This window comes from Agromyces binzhouensis (assembly GCF_042672355.1).
Lineage (GTDB): Bacteria > Actinomycetota > Actinomycetes > Actinomycetales > Microbacteriaceae > Agromyces > Agromyces binzhouensis.
Genome location: NZ_JBHXVJ010000001.1, coordinates 668222 through 686180 on the forward strand (window position 1 = coordinate 668222; position 17959 = coordinate 686180).

Sequence of the window (17959 nt, forward strand, 5' to 3'; positions counted from 1 at the left end):
AGACCGGGCCTGTGGAACCCCTGAACGTGAGGGGGAGGCACGGCGTCTAGAATCGCCGGGTGGACTGGTGGATGATCCTGATCATCGCCGGCGCGGTGATCGCGCTCGGCGTGTTCGCCACGCGCAAGGGCTGGATCGACCTCTCCGACAAGACGAAGCAGGGCAAGCCCAGCGGGTCCGCCGTCATGATGATCGGCGACGAGGTCTTCGCGCCCCGCAAGTACGAGGCGCAGGTCGAGGTCGACCGCCAGGCGCGGCTGCCCGTTCCGGCCCCGGTGCCCGGCGACGGAGACAAGGGCATCGCGTTCGCCGCGGCCGACGCGGACGAGGGCGACCCCGACCGGTTCCGCGGTCGCATCCGGCTCGACGTCCACCGCTGACCCGCGCGTTCGGCGCTCCGGAAATCCGGGCTGCAGGCGGATGCCGCGACGCGGCGCTACGCGTCCGTGAGCGTCGCACCCCACTCGCGTGCCCGCTCGAGCTCGCCGTCCGCGATCGGGCCCGAGTAGCCGTGCACGCCGAATGTCTTGGGTGAATCCGCCGGCCGGAACCCCTTCGACACGAGCGCCTTCATGGCCTTCTTCGCCGCCGACCCGGGGAGGCGCGGATGCACCGTCCGCGTGTCGAACGTCGCGACCGCGACCGCCGACGACGGCGGTGCGAGTTCGGCGATCCACTCCCTGATGCCGCGAGCCGGGATGTCCGTCGCCCCCTGCTGACGGGCGTTGCTCCGCGACGACGCGGTCGACATCGAGAACGCGTGCGTCGGTCCGCCGACGACCACGAGGTCGATCTCGGAGTCGATCGCGGCAGGAGCCTCGGTCGCGGCCACGACGTCGACCCGATCGACCCCCGCGCTTCCGCGCAGTCCGTCGGCCGCAGCCTCGGCGAGGGCGCCCGTGTTGCCCCAGATCGTCTCGTACACCACCAACGCGCGCATGAACCCCGCTCCCCGTCCGCGTGACGACCCCGGCCGTGCCGTCGGCCATCACGGTAGTAGGGCGCGCGCGCGCCCGGCCGGGACCTTGGACCGCTGAGGCGGGCCGGCCGTCGCACGCGTCAGTCCGCTGCGACCTCGGCGACGACGCTCGGGCAGCCGAGGTCGGCGGCCACCTCGCGCATCGCCGCCGACGCCGTCGCGACGGTCATGAGCGCGTTGCCGCCGACGATGTGCAGGCCGTAGGCGTCCTCGAGCGCGACGAACGTCATCGCGAGTCGGTCGTCGTCGAGTCGCGGAGCGAAGGTCCCGCTCTCCCGTCCGGCCCTGACGATTCGCCGGTAGGTGTCGAGCTGGCGCAGGTAGAGCTTCTGCACGAGCTCATCGTGGAGCGCCGACTTCCCCGCGAGCACGTCGAACTCGTAGAGGAGGCTCATGAGGGCGTCGTCGGGTCCGCTCGGCAACCCGCCCTCGATGGCGGCGGAGAGCTGCGCGCTCGGGTCGTCGAGCTCGGCGATCCGCGCGTCGCGGGCGTCGCAGAAGCGCTCGATGCCCGCGGCGTGCGCCTCGACGAGCAGCGCGTCGAGGTCCTCGTAGTAGTAGAGGATCGCACCTCGCGTGAGCCCCGCCTGGGCGGCGACGTCGGTGAGCGAGAGCGACCTGAGCCCGTGCCGGTGGCCGGCGTCGTACGTCGCCTGGATGAGCGCGTCGCGGCGGGCCCGCTGGTTGCGCGGTCGAGCCATTCCTTGACACTAGCCGATCGCCCTGCCACACTCATCGAGTTCATTGACGTTGGTGTCAAATAATGATTCGACCAGCGCCATCGCCCCCGGAACACGACGTGCTCCCGACGAAGAGAGACCGACATGACCACACCGCCCGCCCTCGACACCGCCGCCACGACGACGCACGGCGCGAAGCTCTCGCGCTCGCTCGGCGTCGGCGGCAACGTGCTCATCACCCTCTCGGGCATCTCGCCCGCCTCGAGCGTCTTCATCCTCGGCGGCGCCGCCCTGGCCGTGTACGGCACCGGCGTGTTCTGGGGCTTCGCACTCGCGGGCGTGATCAGCCTGCTCATCGCGTACTGCTACGCCGAGCTCGGCTCGCGGCATCCGATCGCGGGCGGCGACTACTCGCTCGTCAGTCGGGTGCTCGGCCCGGCGTCCGGTGCCGCCGTGTTCCTCATCAGCCTCGTGACGCTGCCGCTCATCGTCGCGATCTTCGCGCTCGGGGTCGCCGACTACCTCGGCGTCGCGATCGCCGGCCTCGACCCGCTCTGGACGGCCATCGTCGTCATCGTGCTCGCCACGGTCACCGCGTGCTTCAACATCCGCGCGAACGCCTGGGTCACCGGCGCCTTCCTCGTCGTCGAGATGGCCGCGCTCGCGCTGCTCGCCGTGCTCGGCCTCGTGCACGTCGAGCGTCCGATCACCGACCTCCTCGACCCGCAGGCGCTCGACACCGCCACCGGCGGCCTCGCGCCGCTCGGCATCGCCGGCCTGGTCCTGGCGATCACGCAGGGCATCTTCTCGTACAACGGCTACGGCGGCGCCATCTACTTCGCCGAGGAGACGCGCAACGCCCGACGTTCCATCGCCCGCGCCGTCATCTGGAGCGCCGTCATCACGGTGCTCGCCGAGCTCGTGCCGCTCACCGCGATCCTGCTCGGCGCCGACTCGCTCGAGGAGCTCTTCGGCGCCGCGCTTCCCGTCGAGACCTTCCTCTCCGCCCGCTCGGGTGATGCGATCACGATCGTCGTGCTCGTGGCGGTGGCGCTCGCGATCGTGAACGCCATCATCGCGATCGCGCTCCAGTCGGGCCGGCTGCTGTTCGCCGCTGCCCGCGACCGGGCACTGCCCGCGGCCGTCGCCACGCCCCTGGCCACGATCTCACCTGCCACGCGCATGCCGGTCGCGGCCACCGTCGTAATGGGCGTGCTCGCCCTCGCCGCGTGCTTCATCCCGTTCGACATCCTGCTGAACGCGACCGGCTCGACCCTGGCCTTCAGCTATGGCTTCATCGCCCTGTCCGCGCTCGTCGTGCGTCGCCAGTCCGATGCCGCCGCGCGCGCCGGGGAGGACCTGACGGGCACGTTCCGCATGCCGCTGTACCCGCTCGCCCCGGTGGTCTCGCTCATCGCGATCGCGTCGATCTTCGTCATCGGAATCCTCGACCCCGCCCAATGGGTCAGCCTCGGCATCGCGATCGGCATCGTCGTCGCCGGGTTCGCGTACTACGGCCTGTACCTCCGCCGGAACCCCGGCACCGCGCACCTGCTCGCGGCCGAGGACGACGAGTGGGAGCCCGCGAAGTGAGGCTCGACCTGCTGATCACCGGGGCGCGCGTGCGCACGTTCGACCCCCGCGCCCCCTGGTCCGAGGCGGTCGGCATCGCCGACGGGCGCATCGCCTGGGTGGGCGAGGTCGCAGACGCGCCCGCCGCCGCCCGCACCCTCGACGCGAACGGGAGGCTGGTGACGCCCGGGATCGTCGACAGCCACAACCACCTGCTGCTCGGGTTCGACGAGGACGCGATCTCGCTGGAGGGCGCGTCGACGCTCGACGAGGTGCGACGGCGCATCGCGGCGTTCGCCGCCCGCAGGCCGGACCTCGGCTGGATCTGCGCGGAGAACGCCGTCTACTCGGTCGTCGACGGACGGCGGCCGAACGCCCGTGACCTCGCCGGTCTCGACCCCCTCGGTCGCCCGATCCTGGTCACCACCTACGACCAGCACTCGGTCTGGCTCGACGCGAACGCGCTCCGCGCCCTCGGCGTCGCCGACGGAGGCGACCTCGCATGGGGTCGTCCCGAGCGCGACGCCGACGGCGAGGCCACCGGCTGGGTGACCGACTTCTACACGAGCGCGATGACGGTCGCCGGGCTCGCGGCGCTGCAGCGCGACATCCCGATGTACTCGCCCGAGCGCAGGTACCGGAAGCTCCGCGGCAGCATGCGCATGGCGACCTCGCTCGGCATCACGACGGTGGTCGAGCCCCAGGTGCCGCTCGCGGAGCTGCCGCTCTTCGAACGCGCCCTCGCCGAGGGGGCGCTCACCTCGCGCGCGATCGCGGCGCTCTTCCATCCGGTCGGGGCGGATGCCGCGTTCCGTGCCGAGCTCCGCGGCGCGGTCGACCGCGCGTCGGCCTCGCCCGACCGCGACGGGCTCCTGCGGCTCGGTCCGCTGAAGCTCTACGCCGACGACGTCATCGAACCGCACACCGCGCTCATGCTCGACGACTACGCGAACCGGCCCGGCGTGCGCGGCCGGCCGTCGTACCCCGGTGACGCCGGCCGCGAACTCGTCAGCGTGATCACCGAGCTCGACCGCATGGGCTTCCAGACCCACACGCACGCGACGGGGGACGGCGGCATCCGCCTCGCGCTCGACGCGATCGAGCAGGCGACCCGCACCAACGGCACGGTCGACCGCCGCCACGGCATCGTGCACGTCGAGTGCCTCCACCCCGACGACCTGCCGCGCTTCGCCGCGCTCGGCGTCACCGCGGCGATGCAGCCGCGGCACTGCTCGCCCGACCTGGTCGCAGGCACCTGGATGGAGAACGTCGGCGAGCACCGGTGGAGCCGGGCGTGGCGCTTCCGGAGCCTCATCGAGTCGGGTGCGACGGTCGCGTTCTCGAGCGACTGGCAGGTCGGCGAGATGGATCCGCTCGTGGGGCTCTACTCCGCCGCGACGCGCGCGGGGCTCGACGGCTCGGCCGCCTGGACGGCGCCCGAGCGCGTGGGCCTCGACCGCGCGCTCGAGGCCTACACGGTCGGCGGCGCGCGCGCCTGGCACCTCGAGTCGTCACGCGGTCGCCTGGCTCCCGGCACGGACGCCGACCTCGTGGTGTGGTCCGGAGACCTGTACGACCACGCGCACGATCCGTCGGGCCTGCTCCGCGAACACGCCGAGCTCACGATCGTCGGAGGCAGGCTCGCGCACTCTGCGGGCGCGCTGTCGGAGGCGGACGGCGTCGTCGGCGACGACCCGGTTGCTGCGGCGCCCGCACGGGACCGACACGTGCACGCGCGCTGACCCGGCCCGTGGGGGAGCGCTGGCAGACTTGAGCGGTGTCCGCCGACGAACCCGACCGCGTCATCCACGCCGACAACCTCGACGTGCTGCGGTCGTTCCCCGACGGCAGGTTCACGCTCGTCTACCTCGATCCGCCGTTCAACACGGGGCGGTCGCAGGCGCGGCAGTCGCTGCGCCACGTGCGGCAGGGCGGGGCGGATGCCGCGGCCGAGGCATCCGCCCGGCCGGTGTCGCAGGCCGACCCGGAGCCGACCCGACGGCTCTCGATCACCGGCTTCGCCGGCAACCGCTACGAGCGGATCCGCGGCGACCTGCTGCGCTACGACGACCGGTTCGACGACTACTGGGGCTTCCTCGAGCCGCGGCTCGTCGAGGCGTGGCGGCTGCTCGCCGAAGACGGCACGCTCTACCTGCACCTCGACTACCGCGAGGCGCACTACGCGAAGGTGCTGCTCGACGCGCTGTTCGGCCGCGAATGCTTCCTCAACGAGCTGATCTGGGCCTACGACTACGGCGGGAAGTCGAAGCGGCGCTGGCCGACCAAGCACGACACGATCCTCGTCTACGTGAAGGACCCCGAGTCGTACTTCTTCGATTCCGAGGCGGTCGACCGCGAGCCCTACATGGCACCCGGGCTCGTCACGCCCGAGAAGGCGGCGCGGGGCAAGCTGCCGACGGATGTCTGGTGGCACACGATCGTCTCACCGACGGGCCGCGAGAAGACCGGCTACCCGACGCAGAAGCCCGAGGGCGTGCTGCGGCGCATCGTGCAGGCCTCGAGCCGTCCGGGCGACTGGGTGCTCGACGCGTTCGCCGGCTCGGGCACGACGGGCGCGGTCGCTCGCTCGCTCGACCGCCGTTTCGTGCTCGTCGACGAGCACGCAGACGCGATCGAGGTCATGCGCCGCCGGTTCGCGGATGCCGCAGGCATCCGCTTCGACGCCTGACGTTCCGCGGGCCCTACGCCGACTGCCGGCGCACCAGGCGCGTCGGCATGATGTTGCGGTGCGGCACGTCCTCGCCGGCGAGCAGGCGCACGAGCAGGTCGGCCATCATGTAGCCCATCTCCTCGGACGGCTGGTAGACCGTCGTGAGCGGGATCGCGGAGGAGGTCGCCGCGGGGCTGTCATCGAAACCGACGACGGCGACGTCGTCCGGTACCCGCCGACCGCGTTCGCGCAGCACCGCGAGCGCCCCCGTGGCCATGAGGTCGCTCGCGACGAACAGGCCGTCGAGGTCGGGCGTGCGGTCGAGCAGGCGCCGTGTGGCGGCGACCGCGCCGGCGACCGAGAAGTCGGCCCTCTCGACGGCGTCGGCGGGCAGGCCCGCGGTCTCCATCGCGCGTTGGTAGCCCGCGAGGCGGTCCACCGCCGCGGGCATGTCGAGGCGCCCGGTGATGGTGCCGATGCGACGCCGCCCGATGGCGAGGAGGCGCTCGGTGGCAGTCATGCCGCCCTCGAGGTTGTCGACATCGACGAAGATGTCGTCGTCGGCGATGTTCGGCGGGCGGCCGCCGAACACCATCGGCATCTCGTGGGCCGCCTCGTGCAGGACGTGATCGCCCTCGTGGTGCGATACGACGAGCGCACCGTCGACGACGCCCGAGCGCAGGTAGCGCAGCGTCTTGCGGTTCGGGTCGCTGGTCGAGAGCAGAAGGTTGAGCAGGTACTCGCTGGTGTCGAGTCGGCGGGTGATGCCCTGCACGATGGCCGCGAAGTACGGATCGCCGAAGAACATTCTGGTGTCCTCCGGAACGACGAGCGCGATCGCACCCGACGTCCGGCTGGCGAGCGATCGCGCCGCGCGGTTCGGCACGTAGTTGAGCTTCGCGATCGCCGCGTTGACGACCCGGACGACCTCGGGTGAGACCTTGGGCGAGCCGTTGACGACGCGGCTGACCGTGGCGCGCGAGACGTTGGCCTCGCGCGCGACCATCTCCAGGGTCGGCGCAGACGACCGCGCCCCGGCTCCGATCATCCCTGTCATGCTCGTCAGTCTATTTCCGTGGGGTCTGGGCGTCGGGTCCGGGGCGGCTCGTCGGGGTCCGGTCAGCGGTCGGATGCCACGGGCAGGCCGCGATCGCGGATGACCCGCTGATACGCCAGTCCGCTGTCCTTGACGGTGCGCTCCTGGGTCTCGTAGTCGACGCGCACGATGCCGAAGCGCTTGTCGTAGCCCCACGCCCACTCGAAGTTGTCGAGGATCGACCAGTAGAAGTAGCCGTGCACGGGCGTGCCCTCGTCGATCGCGTCGAGGACGGCGTCGAGGTGGCCGAGGAGGAACTCCGTGCGGTCGGCGTCGTGCACTGCGCCATCCGCCGCCACCTCGTCGTCGTACGCCGCGCCGTTCTCGGTGACGAACAGCCGCACGCCGGCCGGTCCGGTGTATTCGCGGTGCACCCGGCCGAGCAGTTCGCGCAGGCCGTCGGGCTGGACCTCCCAGCCCATGACCGTGCGCGGCAGGCCCTGCGAGTGGAAGTGCACGTCGGCGGCGGCGGGGAACGGAGACCGGGTCGGCCGATCGGTGGGCGCCTGCCCTTCGATCGGTTGAGCAGCCGGCCGGTCGCTGACGTACTCGCCGTGGTAGTAGTTCACGCCGAGCGCGTCGATCGGCGCCGAGATGATCTCGAGGTCGCCCGGCCGGACGGCGTCGCGCAGGCCGAGGTGGCCGACGTCCGCGAGCAGGTCGCCGGCGTAGTGGCCGCGGAAGATCGGGTCGAGGAACACCCGATTGAACTGCCCGTCGATGCGGCGGGCCGCGTCGAGGTCGCCGGGGTGCGACGGGTCGACGGGCTTCGCGACCGTGAGGTTCAGCGTGATGCCGAGCTCGAGCGACGCGTCGCGCTCGCGGAGCGCCTGCACGGCGAGGCCGTGGCCGAGCATGAGATGGTGCGCGGCGCGGAGGCCCGCCTCGACGTCCTGTCGGCCGGGCGCGTGCGCGCCGGCGGTGTAGCTGAGGAACGACGAGCACCAGGGCTCGTTGAGGGTGGTCCACACCTTCACGCGGTCACCGAGGGCGTCGTGCATCGTGAGCGCGTAGTCGCGGAACCGGAACGCGGTGTCGCGGTTCGCCCAGCCGCCCTGCTCCTCGAGCGCCTGCGGCAGGTCCCAGTGGTAGAGCGTGAGCCAGGGCAGGATCCCCTGCTCGAGCAGCTCGTCGACGAGGCGCGAGTAGAAGTCGACGCCCTTCGCGTTGACGGGCCCGCCGCCGGGGTGCACGCGCGCCCACGACGTCGAGAACCGGTAGGTGTCGAGGCCGAGCTCGCGCATGAGCGCGACGTCGTCGCGGTAGCGGTGGTAGTGGTCGCACGCCACGTCGCCGTTGTCGGCGTTGACGACCGCGCCGGGCACGCGGCTGAAGGCGTCCCAGATCGAGTCGGTGCGACCGTCCTCGTGGGCGGCGCCCTCGATCTGGTAGGCGGCGGCGGCAGCGCCGAGGAGGAAGCCCTCCGGGAAGCGGCGCACGGCCGACGGTGCGCCGGCGGCCGCGGCATCCGGCGTCGTTGCGGTGATGGGCTGGATCGTGGTCATCCCTTGACGGCTCCTTGCATGATTCCTGAGACGAGCTGCTTGCCGGCGACGACGAACAGCAGGAGGAGGGGAATGGTCGACAGCAGCACGCCCGCGAGCACGATCGAGTAGTCCACGAAGTGGTTCGACTGCAGCAGCGAGAGCGCGACGGGCAGCGTCGGGTCGCTGCGGTCGAGCACGATGAACGGCCAGAAGAAGTTGTTCCAGGCCGTGACGAAGGTGAACAGGCCGAGCATGGCGGCGGCCGGGCGGGCGGCGACGACGCCGATCGTCCAGAACGTGCGGATCATGGACGCACCGTCGACGCGTGCGGCCTCGATGAGCTCGTCGGGCACCGACTGGCGGAGGTACTGCGTCATCCAGAACACGCCGAACGCGCTCGTGATCGCCGGGATGATGATCGCGCCGATCTGACCCGTCCAGCCGAGGTCGGCGAACAGGATGTAGAGCGGCACGACGCCGAGCTGCATCGGAACGGCCATCGTGGCGACGACGAACACGAGCAGCGGCTTCGATCCGCGGAAGTGCAGCTTGGCGAAGGCCCAGCCGGCGAGCGTCGAGGTGACCACGACGGCTGCGGCGATCAGTGCCGAGCTGTAGATCGAGTTCCACAGGGCCGGCCAGAAGTTCACGGCCGGGTCGGTCACCACGGTGGTCGCGTTGGCGACGAAGTTGCCACCGGGGAACCAGGAGAAGTCCGGGTCGTTGATCGTGGTCGAATCGCCCGAACCGATGAGGAACGACCAGTAGAAGGGGAACAGCGACCCGATCAGGACGACGATGAGGCCGGCGTACACCCAGAAGCCCGCCCGGCGGCCCTTGATGCGGGTCGTCCGGTGGCGCCTGCGCTGCGGCGTGTCCGGGATGCTCGACTCGACGATGGACAGTGCGGCGGGGGAGTTGAGGGAGCTCATGCGCGCACTCCCTTCTGCTTCTTGCGCGCCTTCGGGGCGCGGATGCCCTCGTCACGGACGAGGGTCCGCGTCACGGCGAGGTTGATCAGGCCGATGAGGATGATGATGAGGAAGAGGATCCACGCGAGCGCCGCGGCCCGGCCGAAGTTCCACTCGCCCCAGCCGATGTTGTAGAGGAACAGCGTGATCGTGAGCCACTGCTGGGCGGGACCGCCCTCGCCGGTGTTGTCGAACATGCGCGGCTCGTCGAAGATCTGCAGGCCGCCGATGGTCGAGGTGATGATGACGAAGATCAGCGTCGCCTTGAGCGAGGGGAGCGTGATGCTCGTGAACTGCCGGAAGGCGCCGGCGCCGTCGACGGTCGCCGCCTCGTAGTAGTCGCGCGGGATCGCCTGCATCGCGGCGAGGAGGATCAGGGTGTTGTAGCCCGTCCAGCGGAAGTTGACCATCGTCGCGATGGCGACGTGGCTCCAGAAGGGGTCCTTGTGCCACGGGACGGCGGGGAGGCCGATATCGGTGAGGACGCCGTTCACGAGCCCGTGGACGTCGCCGAACATGTTGCTGAAGATCAGGGCGACCGCGACCGGCGCCATGACGAAGGGCACGAGCACGCTCATGCGCCAGAACGTCTTGCCGCGGATGTTGCGGTCGAGCATCGCGGCGATGAAGATCGCGACGATGAGCTGCGGCACGCTCGAGAGCAGGAAGATGCTGAAGGTGTTGCGCAGTGCCGTCCAGAACTGCGGGTTCTGCAGGATCCAGACGTACTGGCCGAAGCCGATGAACTCGCCGGAGTTGCGGACCAGGTCCCAGTCCATGAGCGAGATGACCGCCGTGTAGCCGATCGGGAAGAGTCCCACGACCGCGAACATGATGAAGAACGGCGAGATGTAGAGGTACGGCGAGAGCTTGAGGTCCCACCGGCTGAGGTTCTGGCGGAATCCGAGCACCCGGACCGGGCGGCCGGCGGGCGGGGCGGCGGCCGGCTCAGTCGCCGACGCCGGGGGGCGCGTTTGCGTCGTGGTCACGATGGCTCCGAATCGGTGGATGGATGCGTCGGGGGCGGGTGGTGCGGGCCGGCCGGGGCCGACCCGCACCACCGTGTCGGCCTAGAAGGCCTCGACCTCGGCGACCCAGGTGTTCCACGAGGACTGCTGGTCCTCGGCACCGTCGAACACGCGGTTGACCGCGTTCTGGAGCGCGTCGTGGTACTTGAAGTAGTCGGCGTCCTTGTAGGGGGCGACCGACACGGCTGCGGCGCGGTTCGAGAGGATCTCACCGCTCGGCGCGTCGTTGAAGTACTCGTTGGTCGCGCTCGCGAGCTCATCGCTCTCGAGGGCGTCGAGCTGGCTCGGGAAGGTGCCCGCGTTCGCGAAGGCCTTCATCTGCGTCTCGGGGCTGGTCAGCCAGTCCGCGAGCTCGAGGGCGGCCTCGACGTTCTCGCCGTCGGCGGGAACGGTCAGGTACGACCCGCCCCAGTTGCCGCCGCCGTTCGGGAACACGTCTGCGACGTCCCAGCCCTCGACATCCGCGGCGCTGCCGGAGATCACGCCGAGCATCCAGCCGGGGCAGAGCATGGTGGCGAACTCGCCGTTCGCCATCGAGGCGAACCAGTCGTCCGACCACTGGCCCGAGTACGCCGAGTTCGGGATGGCGCGCTCGGTGACGAGCTGGTACGCGTCCGCGATCTCGGGGTTCTCGGTGGCGATCACGGTGCCGTCCGGCTCCGTGTACGTGTACTCGATCTGGTTCACGATGCCCTGGAGCACCGAGTTCGCCGAGTCGATCATGGGCTTGCCGGTCGCCTCGCGGTACTGGTCCGCCACGTCGAGGAAGTGCTCCCAGTCGCCGTCGAAGAGCTCGGCGACGCCCTCGCGGTCGCTCGCCAGGCCCGCGGCCTCGAACAGGTCGGAGCGGTAGCAGATGCCCTGCGGGCCGATGTCGGTGCCGAAGCCGATCAGGCGGCCGTCGGCGTCCGTCGCGGCGGCCTCCTTCCAGTCGAGCCAGCGGCCCTTGACGCTGTCGGGCGCCTCGGCGAGCAGGTCGGAGTACTGCATGGCCTCGGCGAACCAGTCGATCTCGACCGCCTCGACGTCGGCCAGGCCGCCCTTGCCGAGCTTCTGGAAGTAGTTGGCGCGGGCGTCGCCGGACTCGGCGGCGACGTTGTGGACGATCGTCACGTCCGGGTGCTCGTCCATGTACTCCTGGAGGAGCTCATCGGTGTAGCCGAAGTTGTTGAACGTGGCGACGGTCAGCTCGATCGGGCCGCCGTCGTCGGATGCGCTGTCATCGCTCGCGGCGCAGCCGGTGGCGATGAGGGCGAACGATGCGGCGCCTGCGAGGGCGGCGATCGCCTTGGTGCGTCGTGAAAGCATCACGGTCACTCCCTTGTGTGCGTGGAATATCGGATTGCGGGCGCGTCGCTCGAGCGCGGTCGTTCTCCGGTGAGAGCGCTCTCACGATGCGATTCACGATGCTAGGCAGTCACCCCTCGATCTGTCAAGAGAGCGCTCTCACAGTTCCTCGATCGTGACCGCTGCGTGATCGAACCGATCAAGGAGTCGGACGGCCCGCATCACCGCATCGCGGATGCACCGCTCGCACGCAGCCCGCTCCCGGCGTCCTCCGAGGCGTCGCGGTTAACGTGATCCCGTGCCACGTACCCGAACTCCTCGACGTCGCGCCGTGGCGACCCTCATCGGCGTCACCGCGCTGGGCGCGATCTGCCTCGTCGGATGCGCCGGCGTCCCGCCGCTGCCACCGCAGGTCGCCTCGGCCGACTCGGCGTCGCCGACGCGGAGCGGGGAGCCCGACTTCGAGGACGGCGAGGCCGAAGGCGACGGGGCCGGCTCGGACGTCGCCGAGGCCGACGCGGATCTCGTCGCCGATCGGACCAGCGACCCCGCCGTGCTGGCGCAACTCGACTACGCCCTCGCATACTGGTCGGACTACAACGTCGAGGAGTGGGGCGTGCTGGAAGGCAACGACTGCGTCAACTTCGCGAGCCAGGCCCTGGTCGCGCGCGGATGGGAGCAGACCGACGAATGGCACCATGGCGGTGACCCGTACTCGTCGACCGCATCGTGGCGCAGCTCGACCGCGATGCACGCCTGGCTCTCCGCCCACCCCGAACTCGCGACTCCGCTCGACGACGGCGACCGCGACCAGGTCCGACTCGGCGACATCGTCCAGTTCGACTGGGACCGCTCGGGCGACCGCGATCACACCGGGATCGTGACGCGCATCGAGCGCGGCGACGGCGAGGTGCGCATCGCGTTCGCCGGCCACACGAAGGACAGCGCCTATCGCGACGTCGACGTCGCCATCACCGAGGAGCACCCAGGCGCCGAGGTCTACTACTGGAGGCTCGCCGGGTGACGTCGTCCGGAACCGGACCGTCCCCCCGCGTCCGTCGCAACCGCCTGATCGCCGCGCTCATCGGCATGGTCCTGGTCGCTGCCGTCGCCGTGTGGGCGATCGTCGCGATCGCCCCCTCCGCCGACTCAGCGGGCCCGACGGCGACGCCGTCGCCGACGCCCACGGCGACACCGCGTCCCGCGCCGACGGCGACGTCGACGCCGACGCCCGTCGACACCTTCGACAAGAACGCGCACTCGATCGACGATCCGGACAGCATCTGGGTCGTCGTGGACAAGCTCCGCCCACTGAACCCGATGGACTACGAACCGTCCGACCTCGTCGTCGTGCCGGTCCCGCACACGTGGGAGCCCCTCATGCGTGCGGAGGCCGCCGACGCGGTGGTCGAGATGTTCCGGGCCGCCTCCGCCGAGGCGGGCCTCTCGCTCGCCTCCAACAGCGCGTACCGGTCGTACGAGGCCCAGGAGCGGATCTACGACAACGACGACGAGCTCACCGCTCGCCCGGGATTCAGCGAACACCAGACCGGGCTGACGATCGACATCGGCCCGGAGTCGGGCAACTGCTCCCTCGCCGTCTGCTTCGGCGACACCCCAGAGGGGCAATGGCTCCGCGACAACGCGCACCGCTTCGGCTTCCTGCTGCGATACCCGGCCGACAAGGTCGAGGTCACCGGCTACCAGTTCGAGCCGTGGCACTTCCGCTACATCGGCACCGATCTCTCGAACGAGATGCACGAGAAGGGCGTGACCACGCTCGAGGAGTTCTTCGGCCTTCCGGCGGCACCGAACTATGGCTGACGCGATCGATGGCGCATCCGGGGCGGGGACGCCCGGGGCGTCCCCGCCCGGGGTCGAGGAGGCGGGTGCAGCCGGGCGGATGCCGCCGACCGAGTCGGCGCCGCGCCGGGCCGGGCTCCAGCTCGGCCTCCTGATCGTCAACCAGCTCCTCGCGGGCATCGGCGTCGCGACCGGCATGGCGCTCGCGGCGATCCTCGTCTCCGACCTGACGGGCGTCCCCGCCCTGGGCGGCCTCTCGCAATCGGCCAGTGTGCTCGGCGCGGCGATCGCGGCGATCCCGCTCGCCCGGCTGGCGGTGCGATCCGGCCGGCACGTCGCCCTCGCGATGGGATACGCGTCCTCGGCGGTCGGCGCGGTGCTCATCGTCGTGGCCGCGTCGACGGGCATGGTGCCGGTCGTGTTCCTGGGCCTCGCCGCGTTCGGCGCGGGCACCGCGGCGGGCCTGCAGGCGCGCTTCGCGGCGACCGAGGTCGCCGCGCCCGGGTTCGAGGCGCGGTCGATGTCGCTCGTGCTCTGGGCGACGACCATCGGGTCGGTGGCGGGCCCGCTGCTCTCGTCGACCGGTGACGATCTCGGCCAGGCCGCCGGGCTTCCCGCGCTCGTCGGGCCGTTCGTGCTCTCCGGTGCGGTGTTCGCGATCGCGACGCTCATCGCCGCGTCCGTGCTGCGGCTGCCGCGGGCGGGCCGCCTCGTCGCCGACGCGACCTCCTCGGGGTCGAGCGAGCGGGTCGGGTCGTGGCCGGCGTTCCGCGCCGCCTTCCGCGACGCGCGCGGCCGGCTCGCGATCCTCGCCATCGTGTGCGCGCACACCGTGATGGTGGGCGTGATGGTCATGACGCCGGTGCACATGACCGGACACGGCGTGCCGATCGCCATGGTCGGCGTCGTCATCAGCATCCACATCCTGGGCATGTACGCGGCGAGCCCGCTCATGGGGTGGCTCGTCGATCGGATCGGCGCGCCGCGCGTGATCGCCCTGGGTGGTGCGATCCTGCTCGCCGCCACGCTCATCGGCATCTTCGCCCCCGGGGACTCCATGGTGCTGATCCCGGTCGCGCTCGGGTTGCTCGGCCTCGGCTGGTCCGCGGCGCTCATCGGCGGCTCGACGCTGCTCACGACGACGGTCGAACCGGCATCGCGGGTGGCGCTGCAGGGGGCGACGGATGCCGCGATGAACGTCGCCGCGGCCGCCTCCGCGGCACTCTCGGGTGTCGTGCTCGGACTCGCCGGCTTCGCGGGCGTGAACCTCGTGGCGATGGTGGTGCTCGTGCCGCTGGTGCTCGCCGGGGTCGCGATGGCGCGGCGGGCGCGACGCAGCCGGGCCGCGTGAGTCGGGCGCGCGACAGCGCGCATGATCGCGCTCTCACGGTCCTCCCAGTGCGCGCGAGGGATCCTCACAAGATCGCATGATGGACTGCGGTGTCCCCCGAAATGCCGACCCGGAACACCCCCACGCCTCGTGTCACGAAACCTCCTCCTGCCTGCCCACCGTCGATCCACGTACCGAGCCCCCGAGCCGGATGCCGCGCGCGACTTCGACCTGACGCAGCCTCCCGGCAGCGCCGACTCCGACGAACGTCGCAGGGCGGCGCTCGCCGCCGTGCGCGCCGGACTCGACCTGCCCGAGCCCGAGCCCGAGCCCGAGGCCGTGCCGCTGGGGGCGACCCGGCCCGAGACCGCCCGGTCGACGTTCACCGCCGCAGCGACCCCCGACCCCACCGCGACCGACTCGACCGTGCCCGATCCGGCCGAGCCGGTGCCCCCCGTCGTCGAGACCCCGATCGTCGACACCGTCGTCCCCGGTTCCCCTGCCGGGGACGGCCCGGTCCCCGGTTCCCCGGCCGGCGACCCGGTCGCGGACGACCCCGCCGCGATCTCCGTCGGCTCGGCCGTGCCCGATCCGGCCGAGCCGACGACCCCCGAGGCGAGCAGCGCGGACGCCGGGGCCGCCAGCGGCGTCCGCATGCTCGGCGAGGGCTTCCGCTTCCCGCGGCACCGTGCCGAGCGGCGCGGCAACCGCCGCCCGTCGAGCGGCCAGCGCCGATCGCTCGTCGCGGCCTGCGCCGCGTTCCTCCTCGGCGGCGCGATCGGCGGCGGAGCGCTCGTCAGCGGCATGGTCGACCCGGCCACGGCGGACGCCTCGGCACGAGGCGCGGCGATCGATGAACTCACGGCATCCACGAGCGAGGACGTGCTGATCCCCCCAGCCGTCCGAGACGATCGGCCGGTCGTGACGACCGAGCTCTCGGCGAGCGAGGCGCCCTTCACGGGCGGCACCCAGGTGACCGTCCGAGGCCGCAACCTCGACCGGGTCGCCCAGGTCAGCGTGGCCGGCACCCCGGCCGAGATCGTCGAGTCCGACGCCGCCGCGATCACGTTCGCGGTCCCGGAGGTCGACGACTCCGTCCGCGGCGGCGTCGACGTGGTCCTCGCGGAGGCGGACGGCACGGTCGTCGACGTCGAGGTGCCCGTGGCATCCGCCCCCGCCTCGGTCACGACGTCGGTGCGGGGCATCGTCGAGGCGTCCGCACCGCTCGCGGCCGATCAGGTCGACCGCGCGCCGCTCTCGATCACCTACACGGACGACCCCGGCATCGAGGCGCAGGTGTCCTACGTCCTCGCGCACTGGTCGGACTACAACACCGCGCAGTACGCCGTGCTGAGCGGCGTGGACTGCGCCAACTTCGCCAGCCAGTCGCTCATCGCGCGTGGATGGAAGATGGACGCGGCCTGGAACTACGACCGCGGCACCGGGCAGATGACGAGCGCGTGGTCGAGCTCGACCGCGCTCCGCGACTACCTGCGCACCCGCACCGACGTCGCGACCGAGCTCACCGACGCCGAGCGCGGTCTCGTCAAGGTCGGCGACATCGCGCAGTTCGACTGGGACGGCTCCGGCGACCGTGACCACACCGCCGTCGTCACCCGCGTCGAGCACACCGACGAGGGCACGACGGTCTGGGTCGGCGGGCACACCAAGGACGCGGACTACTGGGACGTCGACGTCGCGCTCGCGACCGGCGGCGGCTCGGTGTCGTACTTCTCGCTGAGCTGACCACACGTCGCTCGGTGCCGCGCGTCGGCGTCAGCCCGCGAGCACCAGCGCCACCCGGTCGAACCACCCCTCTGACTCCGCCCGCGCCTCGGCATGCAGTGCCCGGGCGGCAGCACGCGTGCGACCGCGCCGGTCCCACACCCGTCCGAGCGCGGCGCCGCCCGATCCCGATGAGACCGCGCCGAGCGCCATCACGGCGTCCTGTCCCCACCACCCGGTCGCACCCCGCAGCTTCACGTCGGTGTACTCGTCCGTCGACAGTGCGGCGACGGGGACGCCCGTGGGTGCGGCGAACACGGCCGGGTGGTACCGGCCGGTCACGAGCATCGCCGCGCCGCGCGCGAGCCGTGCCGCCGATCGGGCGTCGCCCGGCTGCAGGAGGTCGGCCGGCGTGCGCATGGCGTCGCGCACTGCGGCGTGCAGCACCTCGTCGCCCGCGTCGATCGACGGATCGAGCGAGCCGAAGTGGGGGTGGAAGCGCACGCGGGTCCCGGAGTGGTCGGCCAATCGGTCCAGCGCCGCGGCGAGGCCGCCGATCACCTCGTCGCGGGGCAGGCCGCCGAGGTGGATCGAGAGGCTCACGAGGACGTACGGCTCGTGCGCGCCGCGGTCGGCGTCGGGATCCTCGATTCCGAGGAAGCTCGCGTCGTCGCGGTTGGCGGCGAGCCGATCCGCCGGCACCCCGATCCCACCCGCCAGCCGCAGCGAGGCGTGCTCGCGCATCCCGACCAGCCGGGCCGACCGCAGCAGCCCGGACACGAGGTCGCGATCCGCGGGGTCGAGCCGCGGACCGATCGTCTGGCCGGAGACGACGAGCGGCCGACCGAGCCGGTCGGCGATGGCCCCCAGCGCCGCGCGCTCGAAGACGTGGGCCGGCCAGTTCGATGCGAGGTTGCCGCCGCCCGCGACCACGACGCCGTCGGCCGCCGCGACGGCGTCGATGACGTTGAGCGCCGGATCACCGTCCCGGAGGGTCGGCGTCCCACCCGCGGCCGACCGCACCGCGTCGAGGCGCTGCAGCATCTCCTCCCGGGTCCCCGTGAACCCGATGCGTCCGACAGCTCCGACACCGTATCTCGCGGCGCTGTCGGCCGGCGCCGCGGAGATCGCCGTGACCTCGCCGACACCGCGTCCGCGCAGCGCATCGACCATGGCCTCGAACATCGCCTCATCGCCGATGTGCATCATCCCGTCGACCACTCCGACGTCGCCGATCGCCACGATGCGCATGCATGGACCCCTCTCAGCGGACTGTCAACCGGGTGACAGGAACCTTCATCCTGTCGAAGTATCATCCAGATCGCATGCG

General features: G+C 71.6%; 16 protein-coding genes. 8 read left to right on the forward strand and 8 right to left on the reverse strand.

The genetic code is table 11. The annotated features are described in order from the left end of the window. Positions 1 to 59: 59 nt before the first annotated feature. A complete protein-coding gene (locus ACFVHK_RS03280) occupies positions 60 to 380 on the forward strand; it encodes a hypothetical protein (RefSeq protein WP_376927565.1) in 321 nt (106 codons plus the stop codon). Between the two features lie 56 nt (positions 381 to 436). Here ACFVHK_RS03280 and ACFVHK_RS03285 read toward each other — a convergent pair whose 3' ends face one another. Then, positions 437 to 940, reverse strand: a complete 504-nt coding sequence (locus ACFVHK_RS03285; RefSeq protein WP_376927566.1) for a flavodoxin family protein — start codon at positions 938 to 940, stop codon at positions 437 to 439. Between the two features lie 119 nt (positions 941 to 1059). Further along, positions 1060 to 1680: a TetR/AcrR family transcriptional regulator gene (locus ACFVHK_RS03290; protein WP_129233541.1), complete on the reverse strand. Its 621-nt coding sequence runs from the start codon at positions 1678 to 1680 to the stop codon at positions 1060 to 1062. Between the two features lie 123 nt (positions 1681 to 1803). Here ACFVHK_RS03290 and ACFVHK_RS03295 point away from each other — a divergent pair, with 123 nt between their 5' ends. The 3 genes from ACFVHK_RS03295 to ACFVHK_RS03305 are packed head-to-tail and all read left to right on the forward strand — an operon-like array spanning position 1804 to position 5920. Next, the gene (locus ACFVHK_RS03295) at positions 1804 to 3252 is read left to right on the forward strand and encodes an APC family permease (protein WP_376927567.1); all 1449 of its coding nucleotides are present in this window, start codon (positions 1804 to 1806) and stop codon (positions 3250 to 3252) included. Further along, positions 3234 to 4973 carry an amidohydrolase gene (locus ACFVHK_RS03300; RefSeq protein ID WP_376927568.1) on the forward strand — a complete coding sequence of 580 codons (1740 nt, stop codon included), beginning with the start codon at positions 3234 to 3236 and terminating at the stop codon, positions 4971 to 4973. Before ACFVHK_RS03295 ends, ACFVHK_RS03300 begins: the two co-directional genes overlap by 19 nt. 35 nt (positions 4974 to 5008) lie before the next feature. Then, on the forward strand, positions 5009 to 5920 hold the full coding sequence (locus ACFVHK_RS03305; RefSeq protein ID WP_376927569.1) for a DNA-methyltransferase: 912 nt from the start codon (positions 5009 to 5011) through the stop codon (positions 5918 to 5920). A 13-nt stretch (positions 5921 to 5933) separates the two neighbouring features. Here ACFVHK_RS03305 and ACFVHK_RS03310 read toward each other — a convergent pair whose 3' ends face one another. The 5 genes from ACFVHK_RS03310 to ACFVHK_RS03330 all read right to left on the reverse strand — a co-directional run bounded on the left by ACFVHK_RS03310 (position 5934) and on the right by ACFVHK_RS03330 (position 11792). Continuing rightward, positions 5934 to 6959 (reverse strand): LacI family DNA-binding transcriptional regulator, encoded by a 1026-nt coding sequence (locus ACFVHK_RS03310; protein WP_376927570.1) that lies wholly within the window; start codon positions 6957 to 6959, stop codon positions 5934 to 5936. Positions 6960 to 7021: 62 nt separating this feature from the next. Continuing rightward, entirely contained in the window at positions 7022 to 8503 is a 1482-nt protein-coding gene (locus ACFVHK_RS03315; RefSeq protein WP_376927571.1) for a GH1 family beta-glucosidase, read from the reverse strand. Next, positions 8500 to 9417 carry a carbohydrate ABC transporter permease gene (locus tag ACFVHK_RS03320; protein WP_376927572.1) on the reverse strand — a complete coding sequence of 306 codons (918 nt, stop codon included), beginning with the start codon at positions 9415 to 9417 and terminating at the stop codon, positions 8500 to 8502. The genes ACFVHK_RS03315 and ACFVHK_RS03320 overlap by 4 nt, the downstream gene beginning before the upstream one ends. Next, positions 9414 to 10445, reverse strand: coding sequence for a carbohydrate ABC transporter permease (locus ACFVHK_RS03325; RefSeq protein ID WP_376927573.1), 1032 nt, complete (start codon positions 10443 to 10445; stop codon positions 9414 to 9416). The genes ACFVHK_RS03320 and ACFVHK_RS03325 overlap by 4 nt, the downstream gene beginning before the upstream one ends. Positions 10446 to 10526: 81 nt before the next feature. Continuing rightward, positions 10527 to 11792: an ABC transporter substrate-binding protein gene (locus tag ACFVHK_RS03330; RefSeq protein WP_376927659.1), complete on the reverse strand. Its 1266-nt coding sequence runs from the start codon at positions 11790 to 11792 to the stop codon at positions 10527 to 10529. A 310-nt stretch (positions 11793 to 12102) separates the two neighbouring features. Between ACFVHK_RS03330 and ACFVHK_RS03335 the strand changes: the two genes are divergently transcribed. From ACFVHK_RS03335 to ACFVHK_RS03350, 4 genes are all read left to right on the forward strand, one after another. Then, on the forward strand, positions 12103 to 12795 hold the full coding sequence (locus ACFVHK_RS03335) for an amidase domain-containing protein (RefSeq protein ID WP_376927574.1): 693 nt from the start codon (positions 12103 to 12105) through the stop codon (positions 12793 to 12795). Next, entirely contained in the window at positions 12792 to 13595 is an 804-nt protein-coding gene (locus tag ACFVHK_RS03340) for a M15 family metallopeptidase (protein ID WP_376927575.1), read from the forward strand. Before ACFVHK_RS03335 ends, ACFVHK_RS03340 begins: the two co-directional genes overlap by 4 nt. After that, the gene (locus tag ACFVHK_RS03345) at positions 13588 to 14925 is read left to right on the forward strand and encodes an MFS transporter (RefSeq protein WP_376927576.1); all 1338 of its coding nucleotides are present in this window, start codon (positions 13588 to 13590) and stop codon (positions 14923 to 14925) included. Before ACFVHK_RS03340 ends, ACFVHK_RS03345 begins: the two co-directional genes overlap by 8 nt. 129 nt (positions 14926 to 15054) lie before the next feature. Next, positions 15055 to 16650 (forward strand): amidase domain-containing protein, encoded by a 1596-nt coding sequence (locus ACFVHK_RS03350; RefSeq protein ID WP_376927577.1) that lies wholly within the window; start codon positions 15055 to 15057, stop codon positions 16648 to 16650. Between the two features lie 30 nt (positions 16651 to 16680). Here the strand turns inward: ACFVHK_RS03350 and ACFVHK_RS03355 are convergent, their stop codons facing one another. After that, a complete protein-coding gene (locus ACFVHK_RS03355) occupies positions 16681 to 17880 on the reverse strand; it encodes a polysaccharide pyruvyl transferase family protein (RefSeq protein WP_376927578.1) in 1200 nt (399 codons plus the stop codon). Positions 17881 to 17959 lie beyond the last annotated feature (79 nt).

What these genes read in the sequence shown, in the direction of transcription:
- ACFVHK_RS03285 (WP_376927566.1), bottom strand. Translation starts at nt 940, where the DNA reads ATGCGCGCGTTGGTGGTGTACGAGACGATCTGGGGCAACACGGGCGCC.
- ACFVHK_RS03290 (WP_129233541.1), bottom strand. Translation starts at nt 1,680, where the DNA reads ATGGCTCGACCGCGCAACCAGCGGGCCCGCCGCGACGCGCTCATCCAG.
- ACFVHK_RS03295 (WP_376927567.1), top strand. Translation starts at nt 1,804, where the DNA reads ATGACCACACCGCCCGCCCTCGACACCGCCGCCACGACGACGCACGGC.
- ACFVHK_RS03310 (WP_376927570.1), bottom strand. Translation starts at nt 6,959, where the DNA reads ATGACAGGGATGATCGGAGCCGGGGCGCGGTCGTCTGCGCCGACCCTG.
- ACFVHK_RS03315 (WP_376927571.1), bottom strand. Translation starts at nt 8,503, where the DNA reads ATGACCACGATCCAGCCCATCACCGCAACGACGCCGGATGCCGCGGCC.
- ACFVHK_RS03320 (WP_376927572.1), bottom strand. Translation starts at nt 9,417, where the DNA reads ATGAGCTCCCTCAACTCCCCCGCCGCACTGTCCATCGTCGAGTCGAGC.
- ACFVHK_RS03330 (WP_376927659.1), bottom strand. Translation starts at nt 11,792, where the DNA reads ATGCTTTCACGACGCACCAAGGCGATCGCCGCCCTCGCAGGCGCCGCA.
- ACFVHK_RS03345 (WP_376927576.1), top strand. Translation starts at nt 13,588, where the DNA reads ATGGCTGACGCGATCGATGGCGCATCCGGGGCGGGGACGCCCGGGGCG.
- ACFVHK_RS03355 (WP_376927578.1), bottom strand. Translation starts at nt 17,880, where the DNA reads ATGCGCATCGTGGCGATCGGCGACGTCGGAGTGGTCGACGGGATGATG.